The 21,804-nt window shown below is 70.1% G+C and carries 21 protein-coding genes; 8 read left to right on the forward strand and 13 right to left on the reverse strand.

From position 1 onward, the window contains the following. Window positions 1-20: 20 nt before the first annotated feature. The 3 genes from A4R44_RS48125 to A4R44_RS20280 all read right to left on the reverse strand — a co-directional run bounded on the left by A4R44_RS48125 (window position 21) and on the right by A4R44_RS20280 (window position 1,839). A complete protein-coding gene (locus A4R44_RS48125) occupies window positions 21-191 on the reverse strand; it encodes a hypothetical protein (RefSeq protein WP_157904946.1) in 171 nt (56 codons plus the stop codon). A 119-nt stretch (window positions 192-310) separates the two neighbouring features. Continuing rightward, the gene (locus A4R44_RS20275; RefSeq protein WP_067582853.1) at window positions 311-1,138 is read right to left on the reverse strand and encodes an enoyl-CoA hydratase family protein; all 828 of its coding nucleotides are present in this window, start codon (window positions 1,136-1,138) and stop codon (window positions 311-313) included. Continuing rightward, window positions 1,135-1,839, reverse strand: coding sequence for an SDR family NAD(P)-dependent oxidoreductase (locus A4R44_RS20280; RefSeq protein ID WP_067582856.1), 705 nt, complete (start codon window positions 1,837-1,839; stop codon window positions 1,135-1,137). The genes A4R44_RS20275 and A4R44_RS20280 overlap by 4 nt, the downstream gene beginning before the upstream one ends. A gap of 88 nt (window positions 1,840-1,927) precedes the next feature. Between A4R44_RS20280 and A4R44_RS20285 the strand changes: the two genes are divergently transcribed. From A4R44_RS20285 to A4R44_RS20300, 4 genes are all read left to right on the forward strand, one after another. Next, complete coding sequence (locus A4R44_RS20285) at window positions 1,928-2,701, forward strand: PaaX family transcriptional regulator C-terminal domain-containing protein (protein ID WP_067582858.1); 774 nt, start codon at window positions 1,928-1,930, stop codon at window positions 2,699-2,701. A gap of 8 nt (window positions 2,702-2,709) precedes the next feature. Continuing rightward, window positions 2,710-3,501: a tryptophan 2,3-dioxygenase gene (locus tag A4R44_RS20290; RefSeq protein ID WP_067582861.1), complete on the forward strand. Its 792-nt coding sequence runs from the start codon at window positions 2,710-2,712 to the stop codon at window positions 3,499-3,501. Continuing rightward, window positions 3,498-4,697, forward strand: coding sequence for a kynureninase (locus tag A4R44_RS20295; RefSeq protein WP_067583031.1), 1,200 nt, complete (start codon window positions 3,498-3,500; stop codon window positions 4,695-4,697). Before A4R44_RS20290 ends, A4R44_RS20295 begins: the two co-directional genes overlap by 4 nt. Window positions 4,698-4,844: 147 nt before the next feature. Beyond that, window positions 4,845-5,918, forward strand: coding sequence for a Glu/Leu/Phe/Val dehydrogenase (locus tag A4R44_RS20300; RefSeq protein ID WP_067583034.1), 1,074 nt, complete (start codon window positions 4,845-4,847; stop codon window positions 5,916-5,918). A gap of 128 nt (window positions 5,919-6,046) precedes the next feature. Here A4R44_RS20300 and A4R44_RS20305 read toward each other — a convergent pair whose 3' ends face one another. Both A4R44_RS20305 and A4R44_RS20315 read right to left on the reverse strand, forming a co-directional pair. Then, window positions 6,047-6,232 (reverse strand): DUF5302 domain-containing protein, encoded by a 186-nt coding sequence (locus A4R44_RS20305; RefSeq protein WP_067582864.1) that lies wholly within the window; start codon window positions 6,230-6,232, stop codon window positions 6,047-6,049. Between the two features lie 573 nt (window positions 6,233-6,805). Beyond that, window positions 6,806-7,672, reverse strand: coding sequence for an alpha/beta fold hydrolase (locus A4R44_RS20315; protein WP_067582870.1), 867 nt, complete (start codon window positions 7,670-7,672; stop codon window positions 6,806-6,808). Window positions 7,673-7,741: 69 nt separating this feature from the next. On the opposite strand from A4R44_RS20315, the gene A4R44_RS20320 reads away from it, so the two are divergent. Then, complete coding sequence (locus tag A4R44_RS20320; protein ID WP_067582873.1) at window positions 7,742-8,452, forward strand: TetR/AcrR family transcriptional regulator; 711 nt, start codon at window positions 7,742-7,744, stop codon at window positions 8,450-8,452. Between the two features lie 204 nt (window positions 8,453-8,656). Here the strand turns inward: A4R44_RS20320 and A4R44_RS20325 are convergent, their stop codons facing one another. The 6 genes from A4R44_RS20325 to A4R44_RS20350 form a co-directional block, all read right to left on the reverse strand. Next, complete coding sequence (locus A4R44_RS20325; RefSeq protein WP_067582875.1) at window positions 8,657-9,286, reverse strand: TetR/AcrR family transcriptional regulator; 630 nt, start codon at window positions 9,284-9,286, stop codon at window positions 8,657-8,659. Window positions 9,287-9,393: 107 nt separating this feature from the next. Then, on the reverse strand, window positions 9,394-11,088 hold the full coding sequence (locus A4R44_RS20330) for an NAD(P)/FAD-dependent oxidoreductase (RefSeq protein WP_067582877.1): 1,695 nt from the start codon (window positions 11,086-11,088) through the stop codon (window positions 9,394-9,396). Next, window positions 11,085-11,861, reverse strand: coding sequence for a carbon-nitrogen hydrolase family protein (locus A4R44_RS20335; RefSeq protein WP_067582879.1), 777 nt, complete (start codon window positions 11,859-11,861; stop codon window positions 11,085-11,087). Before A4R44_RS20335 ends, A4R44_RS20330 begins: the two co-directional genes overlap by 4 nt. After that, complete coding sequence (locus A4R44_RS20340) at window positions 11,858-13,288, reverse strand: amino acid permease (protein ID WP_067582882.1); 1,431 nt, start codon at window positions 13,286-13,288, stop codon at window positions 11,858-11,860. The genes A4R44_RS20335 and A4R44_RS20340 overlap by 4 nt, the downstream gene beginning before the upstream one ends. 744 nt (window positions 13,289-14,032) lie before the next feature. Then, window positions 14,033-15,298: a HAMP domain-containing sensor histidine kinase gene (locus A4R44_RS20345; protein WP_067582885.1), complete on the reverse strand. Its 1,266-nt coding sequence runs from the start codon at window positions 15,296-15,298 to the stop codon at window positions 14,033-14,035. Window positions 15,299-15,303: 5 nt separating this feature from the next. Next, window positions 15,304-15,987: a response regulator transcription factor gene (locus A4R44_RS20350; RefSeq protein WP_067582889.1), complete on the reverse strand. Its 684-nt coding sequence runs from the start codon at window positions 15,985-15,987 to the stop codon at window positions 15,304-15,306. A 91-nt stretch (window positions 15,988-16,078) separates the two neighbouring features. Here A4R44_RS20350 and pip point away from each other — a divergent pair, with 91 nt between their 5' ends. From pip to lpdA, 3 genes are all read left to right on the forward strand, one after another. Beyond that, window positions 16,079-17,497 carry a prolyl aminopeptidase gene (pip, locus tag A4R44_RS20355; protein ID WP_067582892.1) on the forward strand — a complete coding sequence of 473 codons (1,419 nt, stop codon included), beginning with the start codon at window positions 16,079-16,081 and terminating at the stop codon, window positions 17,495-17,497. Window positions 17,498-17,552: 55 nt separating this feature from the next. Next, entirely contained in the window at window positions 17,553-18,332 is a 780-nt protein-coding gene (locus A4R44_RS20360) for a 1-acyl-sn-glycerol-3-phosphate acyltransferase (RefSeq protein WP_093576219.1), read from the forward strand. Between the two features lie 227 nt (window positions 18,333-18,559). Continuing rightward, on the forward strand, window positions 18,560-19,945 hold the full coding sequence (gene lpdA, locus A4R44_RS20365; protein WP_067582894.1) for a dihydrolipoyl dehydrogenase: 1,386 nt from the start codon (window positions 18,560-18,562) through the stop codon (window positions 19,943-19,945). Here lpdA and A4R44_RS20370 read toward each other — a convergent pair. Then, window positions 19,935-20,435, reverse strand: a complete 501-nt coding sequence (locus A4R44_RS20370; RefSeq protein WP_067583039.1) for a GNAT family N-acetyltransferase — start codon at window positions 20,433-20,435, stop codon at window positions 19,935-19,937. The two genes, lpdA and A4R44_RS20370, sit on opposite strands and share 11 nt — an antisense overlap. Before the next feature lie 37 nt (window positions 20,436-20,472). After that, the gene (locus tag A4R44_RS20375) at window positions 20,473-21,666 is read right to left on the reverse strand and encodes an MFS transporter (RefSeq protein WP_232791686.1); all 1,194 of its coding nucleotides are present in this window, start codon (window positions 21,664-21,666) and stop codon (window positions 20,473-20,475) included. Window positions 21,667-21,804: the final 138 nt, after the last annotated feature.

The following is a 21,804-nucleotide window of genomic DNA, read 5'->3' on the forward strand; positions in this document are numbered from 1 at the left end:
TCTCACACCGTGTCAGGCAGTCAACTCGAAGGCGTCATGTTCAGCATCGGCGACTTCGCCCGGCTGACGCCGACCCCGCCACTGGTTACCGCTCCTGCACCGCGGCCCAGCTGGCGCGCCTCGACCGCGTCATCGCTCGGCTTCTCCAGCAGGTCCAGGAGATCCTCGACGAGAAGGTCACCACTGAGCAACTGGGTGCCATGCTGGGGCTGCGGTGGCCCGCCGGATCCATGCCAACGGCTGCCAGCCGACCGGCTATCCCCGCGAGGTCAACCTGGAATGCCCGGAAAACCGTGACGACTGGGTCCGCTCAGCGACCGGTCCACTGTGGACTGCGTCCCGCGGCCCATGCGGCGTAGAACTCCTTGTGGTCCTTGGCAGTCATCAGCAACGCCTGGGTGATGGCTTCCAGTTCGATCGAGCTGCCCAGGTCGCTGTCGAGTTCGCGGGTCAGCAGCACCTTCGTGGTGGAGTAGGCCAGCGCCGGACCGTCCGCGAGCCGTCGCGCCAGTGCAGCGGCCTCGTCGGCCAGTTCGGCGTCCGGCACGACGCGGTTCGCCAGTCCGATCGCTTCGGCGCGCGCGGCAGGAAGCTTGTCGCCCAGCATCAGCAGTTCCGTCGCACGGCCGAGGCCGACCAGGCGCGGCAGCAGATACGCCGAACCCATGTCCGCGCCCGCCAAGCCGACCTTCGTGAACAGGAACGCGAACTTCGCCGATTCGGCCAGCAGCCGGAAATCGCTCGCCAGCGCGAGGACCGAGCCGGCGCCGGCCGCGACGCCGTTGATCGCCGCGATGATCGGGATCGGCGTCTCGCGCATCGCTTTCACCACCGCGCCGGTCATCCGGGTGAATTCGAGCAGTTCCGCGGTGTCCATTTTCTGCAGTTCGCCGATGATTTCCTCGACGTCGCCGCCCGAGCAGAACCCGCGGCCCTTTCCGGTCAGCACGAGCACCCGCACGTCGCCTCGGTGCGGCAATTCGGCGACGAGGTCGCGCAGATCGGCGTAGACGTCGAAGGTGAGCGCATTGAGTTTTTCCGGCCGGTCGAAGGTCACCGTCGCGACCCCGTCGTCCACCGTGAACTCGAAGTGCTCCCACGATCGCGTAAGCGGGACACTGGCGCGGAACGGGCTCATTTCTGGATTCCTCCACCGTCGAGTACAAGGGTCTGTCCGTTGATCGCGGCCGCTTCCGGGGCGGCGAAAAACTCCACGGCGTACGCGATTTCGCCGGGTTCGAGCAGCCGTCCGAGCGGGGAGGCGGCAGCGAGCGCGGCCTCCGCGCCGGCCTCGTCGCGGCCGGTGCGCTCGCGGATCCGGGCGACCGAGGTCGCGGTCATGCCGGTGCGCACGAACGACGGGCACACCGCGTTCGACGTGACGCCAGTGCCAGCCACTTCCGCCGCCACCGCGCGCATCAACCCGACGGCCGCGTGCTTCGACGCGGTGTAGCCCGAGGTGTAGCGCGCGCCAGCCAGACCCGCGGTCGACGCGACTGTGACGATTCGCCCGAAGTCGCGTTCGCGCATCCCCGGCAGCACCTCGCGCGTGCACAGGAACGCGCCGGTCGCGTTTACCTCGAACTGGCTGCGCCAGTCGTCGAGCCCGGTCTTCGCCAGCGGTGCGCTCGAAGCCACTCCCGCGTTGTTGACCAGCACGTCGACCGGTCCGAGCTGGGCGAAGTACGCGCGGACGGCGGCCTCGTCGGTCACGTCGCAGTCGGCGCGGCCGGGCGAGTGCACGGTCGCGCCGGTGTCGCGGAACCGCTCGGCGACGGCCGCGCCGATGCCGCGGGTGCCGCCGGTGACCACGACGACTCGGTCGGAAAAACTGCTCACTCCCGAAAGCTACACCGCAGCGGGCTGGGGTGTATAGAGTTGCGTCGTGCCCGACACCGAACCCGCCCGCACACCCCAGGAGCTCGTGATGACGCTGCTGGGCAGCTACGTGCGCCCGCGCGAGAGCAGGCGCGTGTGGTCCGGCGGGCTCGTCGCGCTGCTGCACGAGCTGGGGTTCTCCGACGGCGCGGCCCGGATCGCGTTGACCCGGCTGGTGCGCCGCGGCCTGCTGTCCCGCCATCGCGAGGGCAGGCTGGTGCACTACTCGCTGACGTCGCGCACGGTCGCCCTGCTCGACGACGGCGACCGGCGGATCTTCGGTCTCGGCCGCCGGGACGAACCGGCTGGGACCTGGACCGTGCTGTGGCAGAACATCCCGGAAACCCGGCGCAAATCCCGCGAACGGCTGGTGCGGCGGCTGCGCTTCCTCGGATTCGGCCCGGTCCAGGACGGCACCTGGCTCGCCCCGCACGACCGCGAGGCCGAGGTGCTCGCGCTGCTCACCGAACTCGAAGTCGCCGAACACGCCGGCCTGATGCTCGGCACGCCGTCCGCCGCACTGGACGTGCGCCGGCTCGCCGGACGGGCCTGGGACCTGGACGGACTGTCCGCCCGGTACGCCGCGTTCGTCGCGGAGTTCGGCGACTGCCCGCGCGATCTCAGCGACCCGGAAGCATTCGCCGTGCGCACCCGCCTGGTGCACACCTATCGCGAATTCCCGTCGCTGGACCCGGAGCTGCCGGCCGGGCTGATCCCCGCGCCGGAGACCCGGGCCGCGGCGGTCAAGCTGTTCCACGACCTGTACTCGGCGCTGGCGCCACCCGCTCAGCGCCACTTCGACCGAACCCTGTCCACGAGATGAGGAACCCGATGACCGGAACCGACGACACCCAGGCCGCGCTCAGCTACACGTCCTACCTGGCCCTCGACGAGGTGCTCGCGGCCCAGCGCCCGCGCTCGGACGAACACGACGAACTGCTGTTCATCGTCATCCACCAGGTCTACGAGCTGTGGTTCAAGCAGATCCTGCACGAGGCCGCGTTCCTGCAAGAGAACCTGGAGGCGGGCAACACCGCGCATTCGATCCGCACACTGCGCCGCATCCTGACCGTGCTGAAGGTGGTGGTCGCGCAGATCGACGTGCTGGAGACGATGACGCCCAGCCAGTTCACCAGCTTCCGCGCCCGCCTCGACGCGTCGAGCGGTTTCCAGTCCGGCCAGTTCCGCGAGCTGGAGGCGGTGCTCGGCCGCCGCGACGAGCGCGTTTTCGCGCACTACCCGGACGGCGGCGAGCAGCGCACCCGGATCGCCGACGCGATGCGCCGTCCGTCGGTGTTCGACTCGTTCCTGACGTACCTGTCCGGACAGGGCTACCCGGTCGCCACCGACCGCGACGTGACCCGTCCGCTGGAGCCGTCGCCGGAACTGCAGGAAGTGCTGCTGAAGGTCTACCAGGACGACGGCGGCCCGTCGGTGCTCGCCGAGGCGCTGGTCGACCTCGACGAGGGCCTCCAGGAATGGCGCTACCGGCACGTGAAGATGGTCGAACGCACGATCGGCGACAAGACCGGCACCGGCGGTTCGTCCGGCGCGACCTACCTGCGCACCACGCTGTTCACCCCGATGTTCCCGGATCTGTGGGCCGTCCGGAGCCGGTTGTGATCACAGTGGAATCCTTGCGCGCCAAAGAAAACGCGCTCGCTCCGCACTATTCGCGGTTCCGCGTCGCCGACCGGCTGCTGCTGTCCGCGCATTCGCACCAGGCCTGGCCGGACGTCGCCGAAGAGGGGCTGCGCGAAGCGTTCGCCGACGCCGCGGAGGAGGTGGACGAAAAGTGGGGCCGGGCGTTCGCGAAGGCCGGCGAGCTGCGGAACGGGTTCCGGCAGTGGCTGTCGGATCCGCACGGCGACTACGCGCTCGGCCAGAACACGCACGAACTCGTGCTGCGGTTCCTGTCCGCGCTCGAACTGCGGCAACGGCCGCGATTGGTGACCACGGACGGAGAATTCCACACTCTGCGCCGCCAGCTCGCCCGGTTGGCCGAGGAGGGCGTCGAGGTCGTCCGCGTGCCCGCCGCGCCCGTCGCGACGCTGGCCGAGCGGCTCGCCGAGCAGGTCGACGACCGCACTGCCGCGGTGCTCGCGTCGGCGGTGCTGTTCGAGACCTCCTGGATCGTGCCGGGCCTCGCGCATCTCGCCGAAACCTGCCGGAGCCGCTCGGCCGAGCTGGTCGTGGACGCCTACCACGCGGTCGGCGCGATCCCGTTCCCGTTGCACGACCTCGGCCTCACCAACGCGTGGGTGCTCGGCGGCGGCTACAAGTACCTGCAGCTCGGCGAGGGCAACTGCTTCCTGCGCCTGCCCGCGCACGCACAGGAGCTGCGCCCGGTGATCACCGGCTGGTACGCGGAATTCGGCGCCCTCGCCGACGAACGCCGGCCGGGCGAAGTCGCATACGCACCCGGCGGCGACCGGTTCGCCGGAGCCACCTACGACCCGTCGAGTCACTACCGCGGCGTGCGAGTGCAGCAATTCTTCGCCGAGCAAGGACTCACCGCCGAGTTCCTGCGCGAGGTTTCGCAGCACCAGGTCGACCTGCTGGCCGGCTGCTTCGACAGTCTCGGCCTTCCGGACGACGTCGTCACCCGCGATCGCGAGACCCCGCTCGGCGGCATCGGCGGCTTCCTCTCGCTGCGCAGCCCGGTCGCCGGGCGACTGTGCGAACGCCTGGCCGCGCGCGGCGTGCGGACTGACAGCCGGGGCCAATACCTCCGGTTCGGACCCGCGCCGTACCTGTCGGATGAACAGCTTGAGACCGCGATTTCCACCCTTCGGGAAGCTGTCGCGGATCTGGGGTGAAGCTCCCGGGACGCGGGTGGTGGCCCGGAGAACGGCGAAGTAGGTTGACGGTGTGCACTGCGGGACGGGCAACCCCCGTTCCCCGGTGCGCACCGTTCACACATTCGCGCGGCCACGAGCCGCGTGGGAGACAAAGGAGTCACCACCGTGACCGAAGGCGTGTTCGGCCGGCACAGCGGCCATGAGCAAGTCGTGTTCTGCCAGGACGAGGCCAGCGGGCTGAAAGCCATCATCGGCATCTACTCCACCGCTCTGGGCCCGGCCCTCGGCGGCACCCGGTTCTACCCCTACGCCACTGAGGACGCCGCACTCGACGACGTTCTCGCGCTCTCCAAGGGAATGGCGTACAAGAACGCACTCGCCGGCCTCGACCTCGGCGGCGGCAAAGCCGTCATCATCGGCGACCCGAACACGCTGAAGTCCGAAGCGCTTCTCCGCGCGTACGGCCGCTTCGTGGAATCGCTCGGCGGCCGCTACCTCACCGCCTGCGACATGGGCACGTACGTGCGCGACATGGACGTGGTCGCCCGCGAGACCCGGCACGTCACCGGACGTTCCCCCGAGGACGGTGGCGCAGGCGACTCCTCGGTGCTCACTGCTTTCGGCGTGTACCAGGGAATGCGCGCGTCCGCGGACCAGGTGTGGGGCGTGCCCGAACTGACCGGCCGCCGCGTCGGCGTCGCCGGGGTCGGCAAGGTCGGCCACATCCTCGTCGGCCATCTCGTGGCGGCCGGCGCGCACGTGGTGATCACCGATGTCGCGCCCAGCGCGGTGGAACGCACCCGCGCGGCGCACCCCGAGGTCGAGGTGGTGTCCGATGTGGACACCATGATCGGCACCGAACTGGACGTCTTCGCCCCCTGCGCGATGGGCGGCGTGCTCACCGACGAGACAGTAGCCGCTCTGCGCACGCGGATCGTGTGCGGCGCGGCGAACAACCAGCTCGCCCACCCCGGCGTCGACAAGCTCCTGGACGACCGCGGCATCCTGTTCGCCCCCGACTATCTGGTGAACGCGGGCGGCGTGATCCAGGTGGACGACGAACGCCACGGCTTCGACTTCGCCCGCGCCCAGCGCAAGACGGCGGCCATCTTCGACACCACGAAGGCGGTGTACGACTTGGCGAAGGCCGACGGCGTACCCCCCGCCGCCGCTGCCGACCGCCTGGCCGAACGCCGGATGGCCGACGTCGGCCGCCTCCGCTCCATCCTCACGGTGTAGCTCCGCCGAGGTCGGTGAGGGGAACCCTGACAGAACCGGATTCCCTGAGGGTTCCCCTCACGACCGCCCCGGTGACCGCAGCCAGCGCACTCAAGCTTCGGGGTGCCCCACGCCCCTGGACGCGGCGATCAGCCGCTCTTCCGCCGGAACGTCCGCTTGTTCGCCGCGGGCCCGTGCGCGTGCTGACTGTGCTGCCCGCCGTTCTCGTGCGCGGCCCCGTCCCGCGCCTTGGCCTGCTTCCGCTCCAGCGCCTCGCGGAACTTCCGCTTGACGTCGCCCTCCCCGTCGCTGGGTGCCGGTTGCGCTTCACTCATGGCTGACCTCCGAAGGTGACGACGTGATACCCCGTCAGCCTGGCGCCCTTCACGCACCTTGGCGAGCCATTTCAGAGTGACGCCACCCGGCGGTGGCCCGATTCGACCGCCCGTCGCGGCACCGGCACGACAGCCTCCGCGATCACCGGACGATCCCGTCGAACCGCGCGCCATCCGGCACCGGCAACGNCCCCGCCGCACCAGCCAAGATCACCGCGACCCAGCCGGTCGCCGCGGTGAAAACCAGAGTCCCGGCCCGGCCGTAGCCGAAACCGGAAAGCACCGACCAGCCCACCGCCGTCACCCCGCCCGCCGCGAGGGGAGTGGTGATCACTGCCACTGCACCGACCGCGAGCGCTACGGCCACCACGGCATAGCCGGGATGCGCGGAAGCGAGCTTCGCCGCGATCACAGCCGCCACCACCGCCACACAGCCGAGCGGGAAACCGAATCCGCCAGCCAGCCGTTCTTCAGTACCCATGTCCCATGGCAGCCCGCGCGGGCGCGCGAAGCAGGACCCGCGGACGGGTTCCGTACGCCCCGGCCTCCGTTATTGACGGCTTCTTGACCTCGTCAGGCGCGGGCAGCCGCGCGGACGATCGCGGCCACGATCTCCGGCCACAACGGCTCCGGCAGGTCGTGCCCCATGCCCGCGACGATGACCAGCTCCGCGTCCGGGATCGCCGCCGCAGTGGCTTTCCCGCCGCTGACGTCGATCATCACGTCGGAGTCGCCGTGCAGGACGACGGCCGGCACCCGGACGTCGTGCAGTCGTTCAGTACGATCGCCCGACGCGACGACGGCGGCGGCCTGCCGCTGCATCCCGACAGGGTGCCTGGCTCGGTCGTAGCTCCGGGTCGCCCTGCGCCGCAGGCATTCCTCGGTGGCGGGATAGCCCGGCGACCCGGTCACGCGGTAGTTCGCGACGCTCTGTTCGATCTGCTCCTCGCGCGTTTCCGGGGCCGGCTTGGTGAGCGTCGCCAGCGCGGCGGGCGAGACCTGGCCGACCGACTGGTCGCCGGTCGTCGACATGATCGACGTCAGGCTCAGCAGCCGGTCCGGGTGGTCGATCGCGAGCTGCTGCGCGACCATTCCGCCCATCGAAGCGCCGACGACGTGCGCCTTCGCGAAACCGAGCGCGTCGAACAGCCCGACGATGTCGTCCGCGAGGTCCGAGAGCAGGTACGGCGCCGGGGCCGTGCCCGCCACGATCCCGGCGAGGTCCGGCGCGCCCAGTTCGTCGAACCAGGTGGACAGGCCCGCGTCGCGGTTGTCGAAGCGCACGACGTGGAAGCCGCGGCTCGCGAGCAGCTCGCAGAAGCCCTCCTCCCAGGTGATCATCTGGGCGCCGAGTCCCATCACCAGCACGATCGGCGGCGCGGCCGGATCGCCGAACGTGTCGTACTCGAGTTCGAGGCCGTTGGCCTGTGCGCGTGGCATGCCCCGATCATGCCGCAGCGTGGAACCGCGTGTGGCCGAGCCGGCCGGCCGCCGGTTACGGTGCACGCCATGCCGACTTCGCGTGCCGGACAGCGCGCCCGGTCCCGTTCCGCCGCCGGGCTGCCCGCGGTCACCGCGAAGAAGGTGATCGACGCGGCGGTGAAACTCACCGTCGAACGCGGTCTGGAGAACTGGACGCTGCGGCAGCTGGCCGCCGCGATCGGGGCGTACCCGGCGGTCGTCTACTACCACGTCGGGGACCGCGACGCGGTCGTCTGCGCGGTGCTCGACCGCGTCGTCGGACAGCTGCGACTGCCCGACGAAAAGCTGGAATGGCAGGAGTGGTTCGTCGAACTGCTGACCGGCCTGCGCGAGGTGCTGCGCAAGCACCCGGGCACGGCGCGCCGGATGGCGTCGTTCGGCCCGTCGGTGGCCGCGGCAACGCCTACGCTGGACCGCGGCGTGCGGATGCTGCTGGACGCGGGATTCGGCGACGAGAGCGCGCTTGCCTACACGATGCTCACCACCACCGCGTGCCAGTACGTCGCACTGGAGGACGACCGGGACTGCGGCCTCGGGCTGCGCCTGGACAACACCGAGGAGTACGCCTCCTACCACGACCGCGCGGACCTGCCCGGCATGGCCGCGCACGGCCGCGCGATGCGGGAGCTGCTCGCCGACCCGGCAGCCGCGGCCGGTCACCATCCGCGGCTGTTCGACTTGGCGATCCGCAGCTGCCTGGACGGGCTCACGTGCCGATTGGCCCGATCGCGCGGCTGAAATTCGCGAAATTGCCCGGCCGGGGCGTCCGCGCTGGGCCGTCCGCGTGGTCGTAGTGAAAAGTCGGGCGGTCGCCGCGCCGACCGACACCGATTCGATGCCTCCCCGGCGTAGCCTGGACAGCTACCGGGGGCCTTGCCTCCGGAAGGGGCCCCCGGCACTTTCCTCCCCCCTCGTGGTGCCGGGGGTTCTCCTTCCGGTACGTCAGTGCTGGGGCGGATGCTGGATCGCGGGGAAGACCTGGCCGACCACGGTCACGAGCGACATGGTCAGCAGCGTGTGCACCTGGTGCCGGTCCAGCGAGCGGTGCACGAGCCATTCGCGGCCCGCCGCCTTCACCATGCCGGCGAACGCGCGCACCGCGGCGTTCAGTTCCTCGCCGTGCGCGCTGTCGCGGGACAGCCCGACCGCTTCCAGGACGCGGTCGGCCGACGCGCGGTCGGCCTCGGCGACGATCCGGTCCACCTCCGGATCGCGGCCGATGCCCTCCGGCGCGATCGCGGCGAGCCACAGCTTCTCCTGCCCGCGCACCATGTCGAGCAGCCAGTCGATGGCGGCGTCCGCGCGTACTTCCAGCGGGCCATCCGGCAAAATCTGCACCGCAATCCGTGGCACGGTAAGCGCGCGCCGAACGATTTCGAGGTACAACTCCCTTTTTGTTCCGAAATAATGATTGATCAGTCCGCGGGCCACGCCTGCCTCGGCCGCGATGTCCGAAGTGGACACTTCCGAATACGGTCGTTCGCCGAACAGCCGCGCCGCACAGGCGTAGATCTGCTCTTTGCGTTCGTCCGGTTCGAGTCGCCGCCACTTCGGCGCCGGATCGGTGCTCATGGCATCAGTTTGGCATGATCGGTTCAGCACGGCGGATCAACCGCGCGGAATGTCGCGGCGGAAACACGTTCGGCTGCTACCGCGCGGTATGGGTTGACGGCTTTTGGTCAGTCCGGAAGCGCGATCGGCGCGAGGTCCGCGAAACGGTCGCCAGGACCGGGATTCGCCGGATCGCTCGCGCCGCCGAAGTGCCGCTGCACGCCCCACACCGCGTTGAGCGCGGTCTGCACCGCGCCCTCGGCCCAGCCCGCGGTCCACGAAATGTCGTCGCCCGCGAGGAACAAACCGCGGTAGCGCTCGGGCAGTGAATCCTGCACGAAGTGGGTGAAAAGCCGGTGCTGGTACCGGTAATGCCCGGGCAGGTTCGCCTTGAACGCGCCCATGAAATGCGGTTCGGCCTCCCACGACACCGTCACCGGGTCGCCCACGATGTGCCGCCGCACGTCGAGCACGGGGTAGATCTCGCGCAGCGACTGCAGCATCACCTCGACGCGGTCGGACACCGAAAGCGGAAGCCACTTCAGCGAATCGTCGGCCCACGTGTAGGACAGGCAGATCACCGCGGGCCGGTCCGGGTCGTCGCCGAGCAGGTAGGTGCCGCGCGGCATCCGGTCGGTCAGCGTCATGCTCATCGTGTCGCGGCCGGTGGCCGGGTCGGCATCGAGCCAGAACGGGCGGTCGACCGGCACGAACACCTTGGAGGAGGCCATGTAGTGGGTGCGCTCGATGGCCGTCCAGTGGTCGATCGGGAAGAGCGCCTCGTCGCATTCGATCTTCGACAGCAGCATCCAGCTCTGCGCGGTGAACACCGCGGCGCCGAACGTGCGGATATGGCCGGAGGCGTCGGTGACGGTGATGTTGTTCGGCGCGGTGCGGTGCAGCCGCGTGACCCCCGGCCGCGGCACGCCGTTTTCGTGCAGGGAGGCCAGATTCGTGCCGGACGGCCAGTGCGCGAGCTTCTCCGGGACGTGCTCCCACAGCCGTTTCGGAAGCTGCCCGCTGCCGCCGACGATGCTGCGGTGCTCGTCGTCCGCGCCGGTATAGACCACCCGGAGGATTTCGAGAATCGAGTTCGGGAAGTCGGTGTCCCAGCCGCCAGTGCCGAATCCGACCTGACCGAAGATCTCTCGATGCTGAAACGAGGAAAACGCCGGGGAATCGCACAGGAATCCGTAGAAGGTCTGGTTGTCGAGCCGGGGCACCAGCTCGTTCCAGATCTTTTTGACCGTCGCGACGTCGCGATTGCGGATCGCGGTCTGCATCTCGGCGAACGAAGCGTGCTCATCGAGCGTGCGCTGCCACGCCTGCGCCACTTCGCCGTACACGCCGGGCAGATCTTCGGGCGTACGCGCGTAATGGCTGCGACCCTTGAGATCGACGACCGTACTCGGCGTGGCGGGCGAAAGCGGGTTCGGGAACGGAGTGGTTTCCAGCCCGGCCTTGGCGATGTAGTGGAACAGCGACGTCGACGACGGCGGGAACCGCATCGCGCCCATCTCGGCGACCACGTCGTCGGGCAGTCCGGGGAAGCGGTGCGTGCGCAGCCGCCCGCCGATGCGGTCGATCTCGTACACGACCGGCCGCAGCCCGAGCTTCATCAGCTCGTAGGCGGCCACGATGCCGGAGAGTCCGCCGCCGATCACCGCGACCTCGGTGCCGTGCGCCTGCTCCGGCACGCTGCCGAGTCCGGCCGGATGCGCGAGGTAGTCGTCGTAGGCGAACGGGAAATCGGGGCCGAACATGGTGATCGGCCGGCCGGCGGGTTCCTCGGCGTGGATCGCGGCGGGAACTGCGGAGGTCATGCCCGGGGTCCTTCGGTGAGAGAGCGGTACAGCGACGGCCGTCGGTCGGCCAGGTAGGGGGTTTCGGCTCGCGCCTGGGCGAGCACAGCGGGGTCGAGTTCGGCGAACAGCAGCTCTTCGTCCGGCCCGGCCTTCGCGACGACTTCGTCCGGCGACGCGACTGTCGAGCGTCCGCAGTAGGTCAGCTCGCCTTCGGTGTCGCAGCGGTTCGCGTACACGACGTACAGCTGGTTTTCGTGGGCACGAACCGGAACGAGCAGGTCGGCGATGCGCTCGTACGGCCGCATCAACGCTGTGGGCACGAGCAGCAGGTCCGTGCCCGCGAGCGCGTGCGCACGGACCAATTCGGGGAACTCGACGTCGTAACAGATCAGCAGACCGGTGCGGAGACCCTTGAAGTCGGCTTGCACCACCGGATCGTCGCCGGGCGAGAACTGGTCGCGGTCGAGGTCGCCGAACAGATGCGTCTTGCGATAGTTCGCGAGCCGTTCCCCTTGCGCGGACAGCAATTGAGCCGAGTTGTACACGGCTTCGCCGTCGCGCTCGGGATAGCCGTAGACCACCGCGAGCTTGTGCTCGGCGGCCAGCGCGCCTATCTCGGCCGCCCGTGGCCCATCCGCCGGTTCAGCCAGCTCCGCGACGGCTTTCGCGCCGATGTGGTAACCGGTCGTGCCCATCTCGGCGGTCACGATCAGCTCGGCACCGCGCTCCGCGGCGGCGGCCATCGCTTCGGGCAGCCGGTCGAACGGACCTTGGTGAACGGCGACGATCATCGGACGACCTCCGCGAGCCGCGAACGACGGACGCTGTAGCCGAAGTAGATGACGAGCCCGACCAGCATCCACGCGCCGAACACGACCCAGGTCGCCCCGTCGAGGCTGAACATCATGTACGCGCAGCAGGCCAGCCCGAGGATCGGCGTGACCGGCGCGAACGGCACCCGGAAGGTGCGCTGCGCCTCGGGGCGGCGTTTGCGCAGGAGCAGCACGGCGACGTTGACCAGCCCGAACGCGAACAGCGTCCCGATGCTGGTGGCGTCGGCGAGCTTGCCGAGCGGGATGAACGCGGCGAGCAGCGCGACGAACCCGGACACCACGAAGGTGTTGGTGCGCGGCACGCCGGTTTTCGCGTGGACGGTGGACAGCGACTTCGGCACGAGCCCGTCGCGGGACATGGCGAAGAGGATGCGGGTCTGTCCGTAAAGGACGGTCAGCACAACGCTGGAGGTCGCCACGATCGCGCCGATCGCGAGCAGGATCGCCCAGAGCGGGTTGTTCGAGATCGTGGCGAGCACGTGCGACAGCGCGGCTTGCTTGTCGCCGAACTGCTGCCAGGGCAGCGCCCCGATCGCCGCGAACGCGACGAGGCAGTAGAGAACGGTCACGATGCCGAGCGACAGCAGAATCGCGCGCGGCAGGTCGCGCTGCGGGTCGCGCGCCTCCTCGCCGGCGGTGGACGCGGCGTCGAACCCGATGTAGGAGAAGAACAACTTCGCTCCGCCCGCGCTGACTCCGGCCATCCCGAGCGGCAGGAACGGGGTGAAGTTCTGCGCCCGGACCGCGGTGAACGCGATGGCGCAGAACAGGATCAGCGTGCCGATCTTCACCACGACCATGATCGCGTTGGCCCGCGCGCTTTCCTTCGCGCCGGCCAGCAACAGCACCATCGCCAGCAGCACCACGACAATGGCCGGAATGTTGACCAGCCCGCCGTCGCCCGGAGGTCCGCTGAGCGCTTCTGGCAACGTGACGCCGAACGCCAGGTGCAGCAGTTCGTTGACGTACTGCCCCCACCCGACCGCGACTGACGCGACGGAGACGCCGTACTCCAGCACCAAGCACCAGCCGCACACCCAGGCGACCAGCTCGCCGAGCGTCGCGTACGCGTAGGAGTACGAGGAGCCGGAGAGCGGGATCATGCCCGCCAGTTCGGCGTAAGAAAGCGCCGAGAACAACGCGGTGATCCCGGCCAGCACGAACGAAACCACGACAGCTGGCCCGGCCACCGGGACCGCCTCGCCGAGCACCACGAAGATCCCGCTGCCCAGGGTGGCCCCGATGCTGAGCATGGTCAGCTGGCTGAGCCCGAGCGACCGCTTGAGCGGACCGTGGTCCGCCTCGGCCACCAGATCGGTGACCGGTTTGCGGCGCAGCACGGCCGTGCCGAGCCTCCCGCGCGCGGAACTGGAGGTGGTGCTCACCGGGCGGCTCCTAGCGATTGATGGTGACGCCGGTTGCGCTCAGGCCGACTTCGAGCCACGGTATCGATCGAAAACTGCCCCGAAAACCGAGATGTGTTGTGGATTGCTGGCGGTGACGCGTGATTCATTGTGCTCTCGGGGTTGGTTTCTGCGGGGTTGCCGCCTGCGGCGGGTGGGCCTGCGGGCCGTTTCTGACTCTAAGTGATCGGGGTGGGGGACTCGCGCTGGCGGGTTTGCTCGCGCAGGTCAGGGCGAGGTAGGTGGGCGGTGAGCACCCGGCCTGGCCGGACGCCGGGCAGGCCGGGTGCCCGTCGCGGCGGCTGCGAGCTGGGCGGGTGTTGGGCGGGGCTGGATGAATGGCGGGGTGGTGCCTGTTGCGGCGGTTGCGGGCGGGGCGGATGGAGGAGCCGGGGTGCTGGGCGGGGCCGGATGAAAGGTGGAGTCGTGCCCGTCGCGGCGGCTGCGGGCGGGGGCGGGCGGAGGAGCCGAGGGTGCCGGGCGAGACGCTTGCGGGTGACCGGGATTGGCCGCGGAGGCGGGCCGGGGAGGAATCGCGGTCAGGTGCGGTGGCTGTGGCGCGGGAGGTTGCCGGGCGGTGAGCCAGGAGAGCGGCGCAGTGTCCCCTCGTCCGCGGCGGGGGGATCTTGGCGGCGCGGAGGGCAGCTGTGCCGGTCGCCTGCCGGGCAGGTCGGCGGTGCGCGGGCACACCCGAGGGGGGTGTGTGCCCGCGCACCCGAGGGTGGTTCAGGAGGCAGGTGCTTCCGGAAGCAGCAACGTGAACGTCGGCGGATCGGGCCGCGACAGGCGCAGCCGGCCGCCCTCGGCTTCGGCCAGGCTTCTTGCCAGGCGGAGGCCGATGCCGTGGCCGTCGGGGGTGTGGTCGGAGAACGGGTCGCGTTCGCCAAGGTCCGGGCCTTCGTCGACGACGTCCACGGCCAGTGCGCCGCCGGCGTCGCGGGCTCGGACGGTGATGGTGCCTTCGCCGTGGTTCACCGCGTTGTCCAGCAGGACAGCCAGCACTTGCCGGACCGCGGGGGCCGACGCGCGTACTGGTGGCGGGTCGGTGATCTCCAGGCGCAGTTCGCGGTGGCCGGGCAGCGTGACGTCGGTCAATTCCGCCAGGAGGGCGGCCAGGTTCAGTTCGTCGCGAGAGGCGCGGCGTTCCCGGGAGAGCGCGAGCAGGTCTTCGACGGTCCGTTCCAGCCGGTCGGCGGCGGTGATTCCGGCGCGCACAGCCGCGTAGGGGTCGCGGCCGGGGGTTTCCAAGGCGGATTCCAGGTGCAGGCGCAGTCCGGCCAGCGGGGTGCGGAGCTGGTGCGAGGCCTCGGCGGAAAAGGCGCGTTCCCGTTCCAAGGTTTCGCCGATGCGGGTCGCGGTGACGTCCAGGGCAGCGCCGACGCGGTCGATTTCCGGGATCGCCGAGCGCCGGGACCGGGCGGAGAAGTCGCCTTCGCCGAGCCGGGTCGCGGTGCCGGCCAGGTCTTCCAGCGGACGGGTCAGCCGGGCGGCGATCCGGCGTGCCACCAGCCAGCTCGCGAGCACCGCGCCGATCGCGCACCCGCCCATCGCCAGCCAGGTGATGCCGACGTGGCGGGTCAGCGCGGACCGGGGGAGGGCCGCGCGCACGATGCCGGTGAGGCGGGCGCCGGTCAGCACCGGGACGGCCAGCACGTCCTCGTCGCCGACTTTGTGGTTCAGCATGTCGCTGCGGGTCACGGCGACTCCGCGCACCACGTCGTCCGCGGTGGGCGGACCTTCTCCGGCGAGAAGGCGGCCCGCCGGGTCGTAGACGCCGACCTCGGCTCCATTGTCGTTGTCCGGGACCTCGAACGGCTGGCCGTCGGCGAGCGCGTCGGAGACCACGACGGCAGCACCGTCGGCGGCCCGCTCCAGCTCGGACGTGGTGTGCGTGCGGAAGTACCACAGCGTTCCGACAGCGAGCGGCAGCCCGAACAGGCTCGTGGCCAGGACCGCCGCGAGCACGGTGAGTGTCACGATCCGGCGGCGCACCCCGTTCAGTCCCCCTCTAGCCGGTATCCGTGCCCGCGCAGGGTGGCGATCCTCGGCGCCTCGTGCGGCGGCTCGGCGGCCGAGGCCAGCTTGCGGCGCAGCGCGGCGATGTGCACGTCGAGCGTTTTGGTGGAGCCGTGCCAGTGCGAATCCCACACGTCGCACATCAGCGTGTCCCGGCTCACCGCCTGCCCCGGCTGGACGGCCAGCCGCGCGAGCAGGTCGAACTCCCGGGCCCGCAGCGCGACCTCCCGGCCGCCGAGGCTGACCCGCCTGCTCGCGATGTCGACCTCCAGCGCGCCGATCCGGACGACCGGCGTCGACGGCGCGGCGGGCGCGCCCCGGCGGAGGTGCGCGCGCACCCTGGCGAGCAGTTCGGCCAGCCGGATGGGCTTGGTGAGGTAGTCGTCGGCCCCGGTCTCCAGCCCGACCACGACGTCCATCTCGTCCGCCCGCGCGGTGAGGATCACCAGCACCGCGCCCGGCAGGGCCGAACGCAGCCGCCGGCACACCTCGACGCCGTCGACGTCCGGGAGGCCAAGGTCCAGCAGCACGAGATCGGCCGCGGTCTCGCGCAGCGCGCTCCGGCCGTCCCGGCACCATCGCACTGTGTGGCCGTGCCCGCGCAGCGCGGAGTCGAGGACGCTGCCGATCGCCGCGTCGTCCTCCACCACCAGTACCTTCGCCACGCGGGAAGCCTAACCGGAGCCGCCCGGCCCCGTCCGCGCGTCCACAGTGGACCCCCAGCGGGACCCGGCCGAGGTCGGGCATAGTGGCTGCATGCTCGGTCTGTACCCGGAACTCGATCCGTACGACCACGGGATGCTGCCGGTCGGCGACGGCAACACGCTGTATTGGGAGGAATGCGGCAATCCCGAGGGCAAACCGGTCGCGTTCCTGCACGGCGGTCCCGGGGGCGGCGCGTCCGCGCGGCACCGGCGGCTGTTCGACCCGGCGCGCTACCGGATCGTGCTCTTCGACCAGCGCGGCTGCGGGCGGAGCACGCCGCACTGCAGCGAACCGGACGTCGACCTGTCGGTGAACACGACCTGGCATCTGGTGTCCGACATGGAGCAGCTGCGCGAGGATCGCGGCATCGACCGCTGGCAGCTGTTCGGCGGCTCGTGGGGCAGCGTGCTCGCGCTCGCCTACGCCGAGACCCATCCGGAGCGGGTGACCGAGCTGATCCTGCGCGGCGTCGCGACGCTCCGGCTCAAGGAAGTGCAGTGGCTCTTCGGCGGGGGCGCGGCGTGCATGTTCCCGGAGGCGTGGTCGCGTTTCCTCGCGCCGGTGCCGTACGCGCGTCGCGGCGGCGACCTGCTGGAGGTGTACCACGAACTGCTGAATCACCCGGACCCGAAGGTGCACGGGCCCGCCGCGCTCGCCTGGAGCCGGTGGGAGGGCGAGACGGTGAAGTTCACCCCGCAGGAAGAGGTGGTGGCCGCGTTCGCCGAGCCGGAGTTCGCGCTCGCGATCGCGCGGATCGAGAACCACTACTTCCGGCACGGCGGCTGGCTCGCCCCGGACCAGCTGATCCGCGGCGCCGGGAAGCTGTCGGGCATCCCGTGCGTTCTGGTGCAGGGCAGGTACGACGCGGTCACTCCCGCCACCACCGCCTGGGAACTCGCGCAGGTGCTGCCGGGCGCCGAGCTGAAGATGATCGGCGACGCCGGGCACGCCTTCGACGAACCGGGCACGCTGCACGAGCTGATCAGCGCGACCGACCGGTTCGCGGCAGGGTGGGAGGACAGGTCCGGGCTGTCGAGCGCGGAAGTCGAACGAAAGGAAATCCGCATGCTGTTCGGTGACGAGCACGTTCGCCGTTACGAGGAGACCGACGGGCAGGTCGGGCACGACTGGCAGGAGGGCGTGCCGACGCTGGTGCTCACCACGAAGGGCCGCAAGACCGGGCAGGACCGCAAGTTCGCCCTGATCTACCAGGAGGACAACGGCAACCCGGTGATCGTCGCCTCGAAGGGCGGCGCGCCGAACCACCCCGGCTGGTACCTGAACTTGCAGGAGAACCCCGAGGTCGGCGTGCAGGTGTGGGCGGACAAGTTCACCGCGCGCGCCCGGACCGCGACCGGCGAGGAACGCGCCCGGCTGTGGGACAAGCTCGCCGCGGTGTGGCCCGCCTACAACGACTATCAGAAGAAGACCGACCGCGAGATCCCCGTGGTGGTGCTCGAACGGGTGTGATTCCCGCCGCGTCCTGAGGTCGCGCGGCGCCCAACCGGAGCGTCTTCCGCTACGAATGACGCTCATGGCGCTGCGCACCCGGACCCGGGACCACTGGACCCCGCTCGAAGGGGAGCTGCTCGGCTTCCGCGGCATGCAGAGGTACGGCAGGCGCTTCGCCCGCTCCGGCCGGGGCGCCTGGTACCACTTCGCGATCGAGGTCGTGTGGCAGCTGCTCGCCCTCACGAGCAGGTTCCGCGTGCGCGGCGCGCGGAACATCCCGGAATCGGGCGGGGTCGTGGTGGCTTCCAACCACCTGTCGAATGCCGACCCGACGACGCTCACCGCCTTCTGCCTCGGCTCCGGCCGGGTGCCGCGGTACCTGGCGAAGGCGAGCCTGTGGAACGCGCCGGTGATCAAGTCGGTGATGCGTTCGGGCAAGCACATCCCGGTCCACCGCGGCGCGCCGACCGCCGCGGGCGCGTACCGCGACGCCGTCGCCGCGGTGCGGGCAGGCGAATGTGTCGCGATCTTCCCGGAGGCCGGGCTCTCCGCGAACCCGGACGGCTGGCCGGGGAAGGGCAAGACCGGCGCGGCGCGCATCGCGCTGGAGACCGGCGTGCCGGTGGTTCCGGTCGCGAATTGGGGCACGCATGAACTGCTGCCCGCCGGCTCGTGGTTCCCGCGCTTCCTGCCGCGGCCGAAGATCGAGTTCGTCGCCGGCGAGCCGGTGGACCTCGGCGACCTGCGCGAGCGCGAGCTGACCAGGGACGTGCTGGAGGAGGCGACGGAGCGGATCATGGCCGCGGTGACGGAGCTGCTGGCCGGGATCCGGGGCGAGCGTCCGCCGGTCTGACCGGCGGACTCCGCGGTACCGGCGGGCGCAGCCGGCACTGTGGACGATCCGGCTGCGCCGGAAAAGGTCGTGGCGCGCTTGCCGCGGAGCACGCGCTGTTTCGCCGGGACCAGCCGCCGGAGGATGCGCCGGGGCAGCGGGCGGGCGGCCCCGGACGGGCGGCGGCCGGGCCGAAAGCGGGCGCCGTCACGCCGCCCCGCGCGGGCGCGGGAGGTAGTTTCAACGGTATGAGCGCAGACTATGACGTGGTGGTCCTCGGGGCCGGAGTCGGTGGGTACGTCGCGGCGATCCGGGCTTCGCAGCTGGGCCTGAGCGTGGCGGTCGTGGAAGAGAAGTACTGGGGCGGGGTGTGCCTCAACGTCGGCTGCATCCCTTCGAAGGCGCTGCTGCGCAACGCCGAGCTGGCGCACACGGTGAAGGAGGAGGCCAAGACCTACGGCATCTCCTCCGACGGGGAGATCCGGTTCGACTACACCGCGGCGTACGAGCGCAGCCGCAAGGTCGCGGACGGGCGCGTCAAGGGCGTGCACTTCCTGATGAAGAAGAACAAGATCACCGAGTACGACGGGCGCGGCACCTTCGTGGACGCCAACACCCTTGAGGTGAACGGCGAGCGCATCACCTTCACCTACGGCATCATCGCCACCGGTGCGACGGCGCGGCTGCTGCCGGGCACCCAGCGCAGCGAGCGCGTGGTCACCTACGAAAAGCAGATCCTCGAAAGCGAGCTGCCGGGCAGCATCGTGATCGCCGGGGCCGGCGCCATCGGCGTCGAGTTCGCCTACGTGCTGCGCAACTACGGCGTGGACGTGACGATCGTCGAATTCCTCGACCGGATGGTGCCGCTCGAGGACGCCGAGGTGTCGGCCGAGCTGGCCAAGCGCTACCGCAAGCTGGGGATCAAGGTGCTGCTGGGCACCAAGGTCGAGGCGATCGACGATTCGGGAGCCAAGGTGCTGGTGACCGTGTCGAAGAACGGCGAGCAGCAGGTGCTCGAAGCCGACAAGGTGTTGCAGGCCATCGGGTTCCGGCCGAACGTCGAGGGCTACGGCCTGGAGAACACCGGCGTCGAGCTGACCGGGCGCGGCGCGATCGCGATCGACGGCCGCGGCCGGACGAACGTGCCGCATCTGTTCGCGATCGGCGACGTGACGGCGAAGCTGATGCTGGCGCACGCGTCGGAGTCGATGGGCATCGTGGCGGCGGAGACGATCGCCGGCGCGGAGACCATGGAACTGGACTTCGTGATGATCCCGCGCGCGACCTACTGCCAGCCGCAGATCGCGAGCTTCGGCTGGACCGAGGAACAGGCGCGCGAGAAGGGCTTTGACGTCCAGGTGTCGAAGTTCCCGTTCACGGCGAACGGCAAGGCGCACGGCCTCGGCGACGCGGCGGGCTTCGTGAAAGTGCTGAGCGACGCGAAGTACGGCGAACTGCTCGGCGCGCACCTCATCGGCCCGGACGTCACGGAGCTGCTGCCGGAGCTGACGCTGGCGCAGCAGTGGGACCTTACGGTGCACGAGGTTTCGCGCAACGTGCACGCGCACCCGACACTGGGCGAGGCGGTCAAGGAAGCGGTACACGGACTGGCCGGTCATATGATCAACTTCTGATTCTTCGACGGTCGCCCTGGCCCGCGGTGGTTGCGCGGGCCAGGGCACTGTCGGTTTCGGGCAAGGAGAACACCAGCTCCGGCCGGGACCACGAGATCTTCGGCGGTCGAGCCGGGACGATCCCGATCCGCCGGGCGCCCATGCGTTCGGAGAACTTCGCCGCGGGCGGATGCGACACCACGCGCACCTCGGACAGTCCGTTTTCCCTTGCCACCCCAAGGATTTGCCGCACAAGCCGGGTACCTAGCCCGGTTCCCTGCGCTTCGTCGGCGACGAACAGCGAGTCCAGCTCGGCATCGGTGAGCGCGGCGAACCCTGCTGGTCCCGAGGGGCCGCGGGCGACCAGAACCTGGTGCTGGCGAAGGTAATCCGGCGTGACGGCGTATCCCTCCAGGATCGAGGCGTACCGGCCTTGATAGGCCGATGAGGCGTGCATGAGGTCGGTGAGCGCGGCGGCGTCGGCAGCGGCCGCGCGGTCGATCTTGAACATGGCAGCCACGGTAACCGGCACCACCGACAAAAACTGATCATCCGGCCCGGCGGGCGGGCAACGCGACGGCGCTGAGCAGACAGAGCACAGCTCCGACCCCCAGGGAGAAGGGCACGCCGAGCACTCCGGCAGCGATCCCGCCGAGGGTGATGAAAATCGGTTTGGCGGTACGGGTTCCGGTCGACCAGGCGGTGAGCGTCCGCGTCAGCACGGCGTCGTCGATCAGCGACAGCCGGTACGCCGAATAGGTCGGGTTGAAGATGCCCGCCACCAGCAACAGCCCGAAGTCCGCGGCGATCAGCAAGACGACCCCGGCCGGCCCGGGAAAGGCGAACGGAGCGGCGAGCAGCCACGGCGTACGCGCGAAACTGGTCCACCGCAAGACTTTCTGCGCGCCGTAACGGGAGCTGAGCGTCGGCGCGAGGCGAGCCCCGAAGAGCCCGCCAAGACAGGGAACACCGAGCACCAGCCCGTATTCCCAAGGCGCGAAGCCGAGATCCCGCAGCATCAGCACGGTTTGCAGCGGCGTGACCCAAAGAACCGAGCCGCTGAACAACACGGAGTTGAAGAACAACGGCCGCAGCTCAGGACTTCGCAGCAGGAAACGCCATCCGTCGGTGAATCCTCGGCGCCCAGGCCCTGAAGCAACTGCAACCGGTGGCTCCGGTGTCCGCAAACGACGGATTCCGAGCGCGGACAGCAGGAACGAGAAAGCGTCGACGAGCATCGTCGCGGTCGCGCCAAGACCGCTGATCAAAACCCCGCCGAGCGGCGGTCCGGCCGACCAGCAGACCCAGTCGGTGCTTTCGAAGCGGCTCAAGGCGGCAGCCCGCTCGTCCGGTGCGACAAGGGCTTTGAGATGCGCGCCGCTGGCCGCGGAAAAGATGACGGCCGCGGTGGCGACGACGATGTCGACCGCGTAGAGCTGCGGCATGGTCAGCACGTGCAGCGCAGCCGCCACTGGCACGCTCGCCAGCGCGGCACAGCGGACCAGGTCTCCGGTGATCATCGCGGGACGCTTCCGGGCGAATTCGACGCGGGGGCCGAGCGGGAAGGCGAGGACCGCGCTGGCGGCAGCCGAGATGGCGGTGATCAGGGAAACCTGCCATGCGGGAGCGTCGAGCACGAGCACCGCGACGAGCCCGAGCGCGCCCGCGCCGACCGTGCTGCCTGCCGTGCTGATCGCGTACGCGGCCCACAGCCGCGCGAAATCCCTCCCCAGGTTCGCCACGAGCGCAGGGTGCCAGCTCCGGTCCGAGGCCGGAAGAGCCCGTTGAAGTCTCACCAGATGGGCCATCCGGGCAGATACCACTTTGGTCGGTGGTCTTAGCCGCGGTCGCTCTTTAGATTCACGTGACCACAGTGGGTG

The organism is Amycolatopsis sp. M39, assembly GCF_001651785.1.
In the GTDB taxonomy this organism is placed as follows: domain Bacteria; phylum Actinomycetota; class Actinomycetes; order Mycobacteriales; family Pseudonocardiaceae; genus Amycolatopsis; species Amycolatopsis rubida.

What these genes read in the sequence shown, in the direction of transcription:
- A4R44_RS20275 (WP_067582853.1), bottom strand. Translation starts at nt 1,138, where the DNA reads ATGAGCCCGTTCCGCGCCAGTGTCCCGCTTACGCGATCGTGGGAGCAC.
- A4R44_RS20285 (WP_067582858.1), top strand. Translation starts at nt 1,928, where the DNA reads ATGACGCTGCTGGGCAGCTACGTGCGCCCGCGCGAGAGCAGGCGCGTG.
- A4R44_RS20290 (WP_067582861.1), top strand. Translation starts at nt 2,710, where the DNA reads ATGACCGGAACCGACGACACCCAGGCCGCGCTCAGCTACACGTCCTAC.
- A4R44_RS20305 (WP_067582864.1), bottom strand. Translation starts at nt 6,232, where the DNA reads ATGAGTGAAGCGCAACCGGCACCCAGCGACGGGGAGGGCGACGTCAAG.
- A4R44_RS20315 (WP_067582870.1), bottom strand. Translation starts at nt 7,672, where the DNA reads ATGCCACGCGCACAGGCCAACGGCCTCGAACTCGAGTACGACACGTTC.
- A4R44_RS20320 (WP_067582873.1), top strand. Translation starts at nt 7,742, where the DNA reads ATGCCGACTTCGCGTGCCGGACAGCGCGCCCGGTCCCGTTCCGCCGCC.
- A4R44_RS20325 (WP_067582875.1), bottom strand. Translation starts at nt 9,286, where the DNA reads ATGAGCACCGATCCGGCGCCGAAGTGGCGGCGACTCGAACCGGACGAA.
- A4R44_RS20330 (WP_067582877.1), bottom strand. Translation starts at nt 11,088, where the DNA reads ATGACCTCCGCAGTTCCCGCCGCGATCCACGCCGAGGAACCCGCCGGC.
- A4R44_RS20335 (WP_067582879.1), bottom strand. Translation starts at nt 11,861, where the DNA reads ATGATCGTCGCCGTTCACCAAGGTCCGTTCGACCGGCTGCCCGAAGCG.
- pip (WP_067582892.1), top strand. Translation starts at nt 16,079, where the DNA reads ATGCTCGGTCTGTACCCGGAACTCGATCCGTACGACCACGGGATGCTG.
- A4R44_RS20360 (WP_093576219.1), top strand. Translation starts at nt 17,553, where the DNA reads ATGACGCTCATGGCGCTGCGCACCCGGACCCGGGACCACTGGACCCCG.
- lpdA (WP_067582894.1), top strand. Translation starts at nt 18,560, where the DNA reads ATGAGCGCAGACTATGACGTGGTGGTCCTCGGGGCCGGAGTCGGTGGG.
- A4R44_RS20370 (WP_067583039.1), bottom strand. Translation starts at nt 20,435, where the DNA reads ATGTTCAAGATCGACCGCGCGGCCGCTGCCGACGCCGCCGCGCTCACC.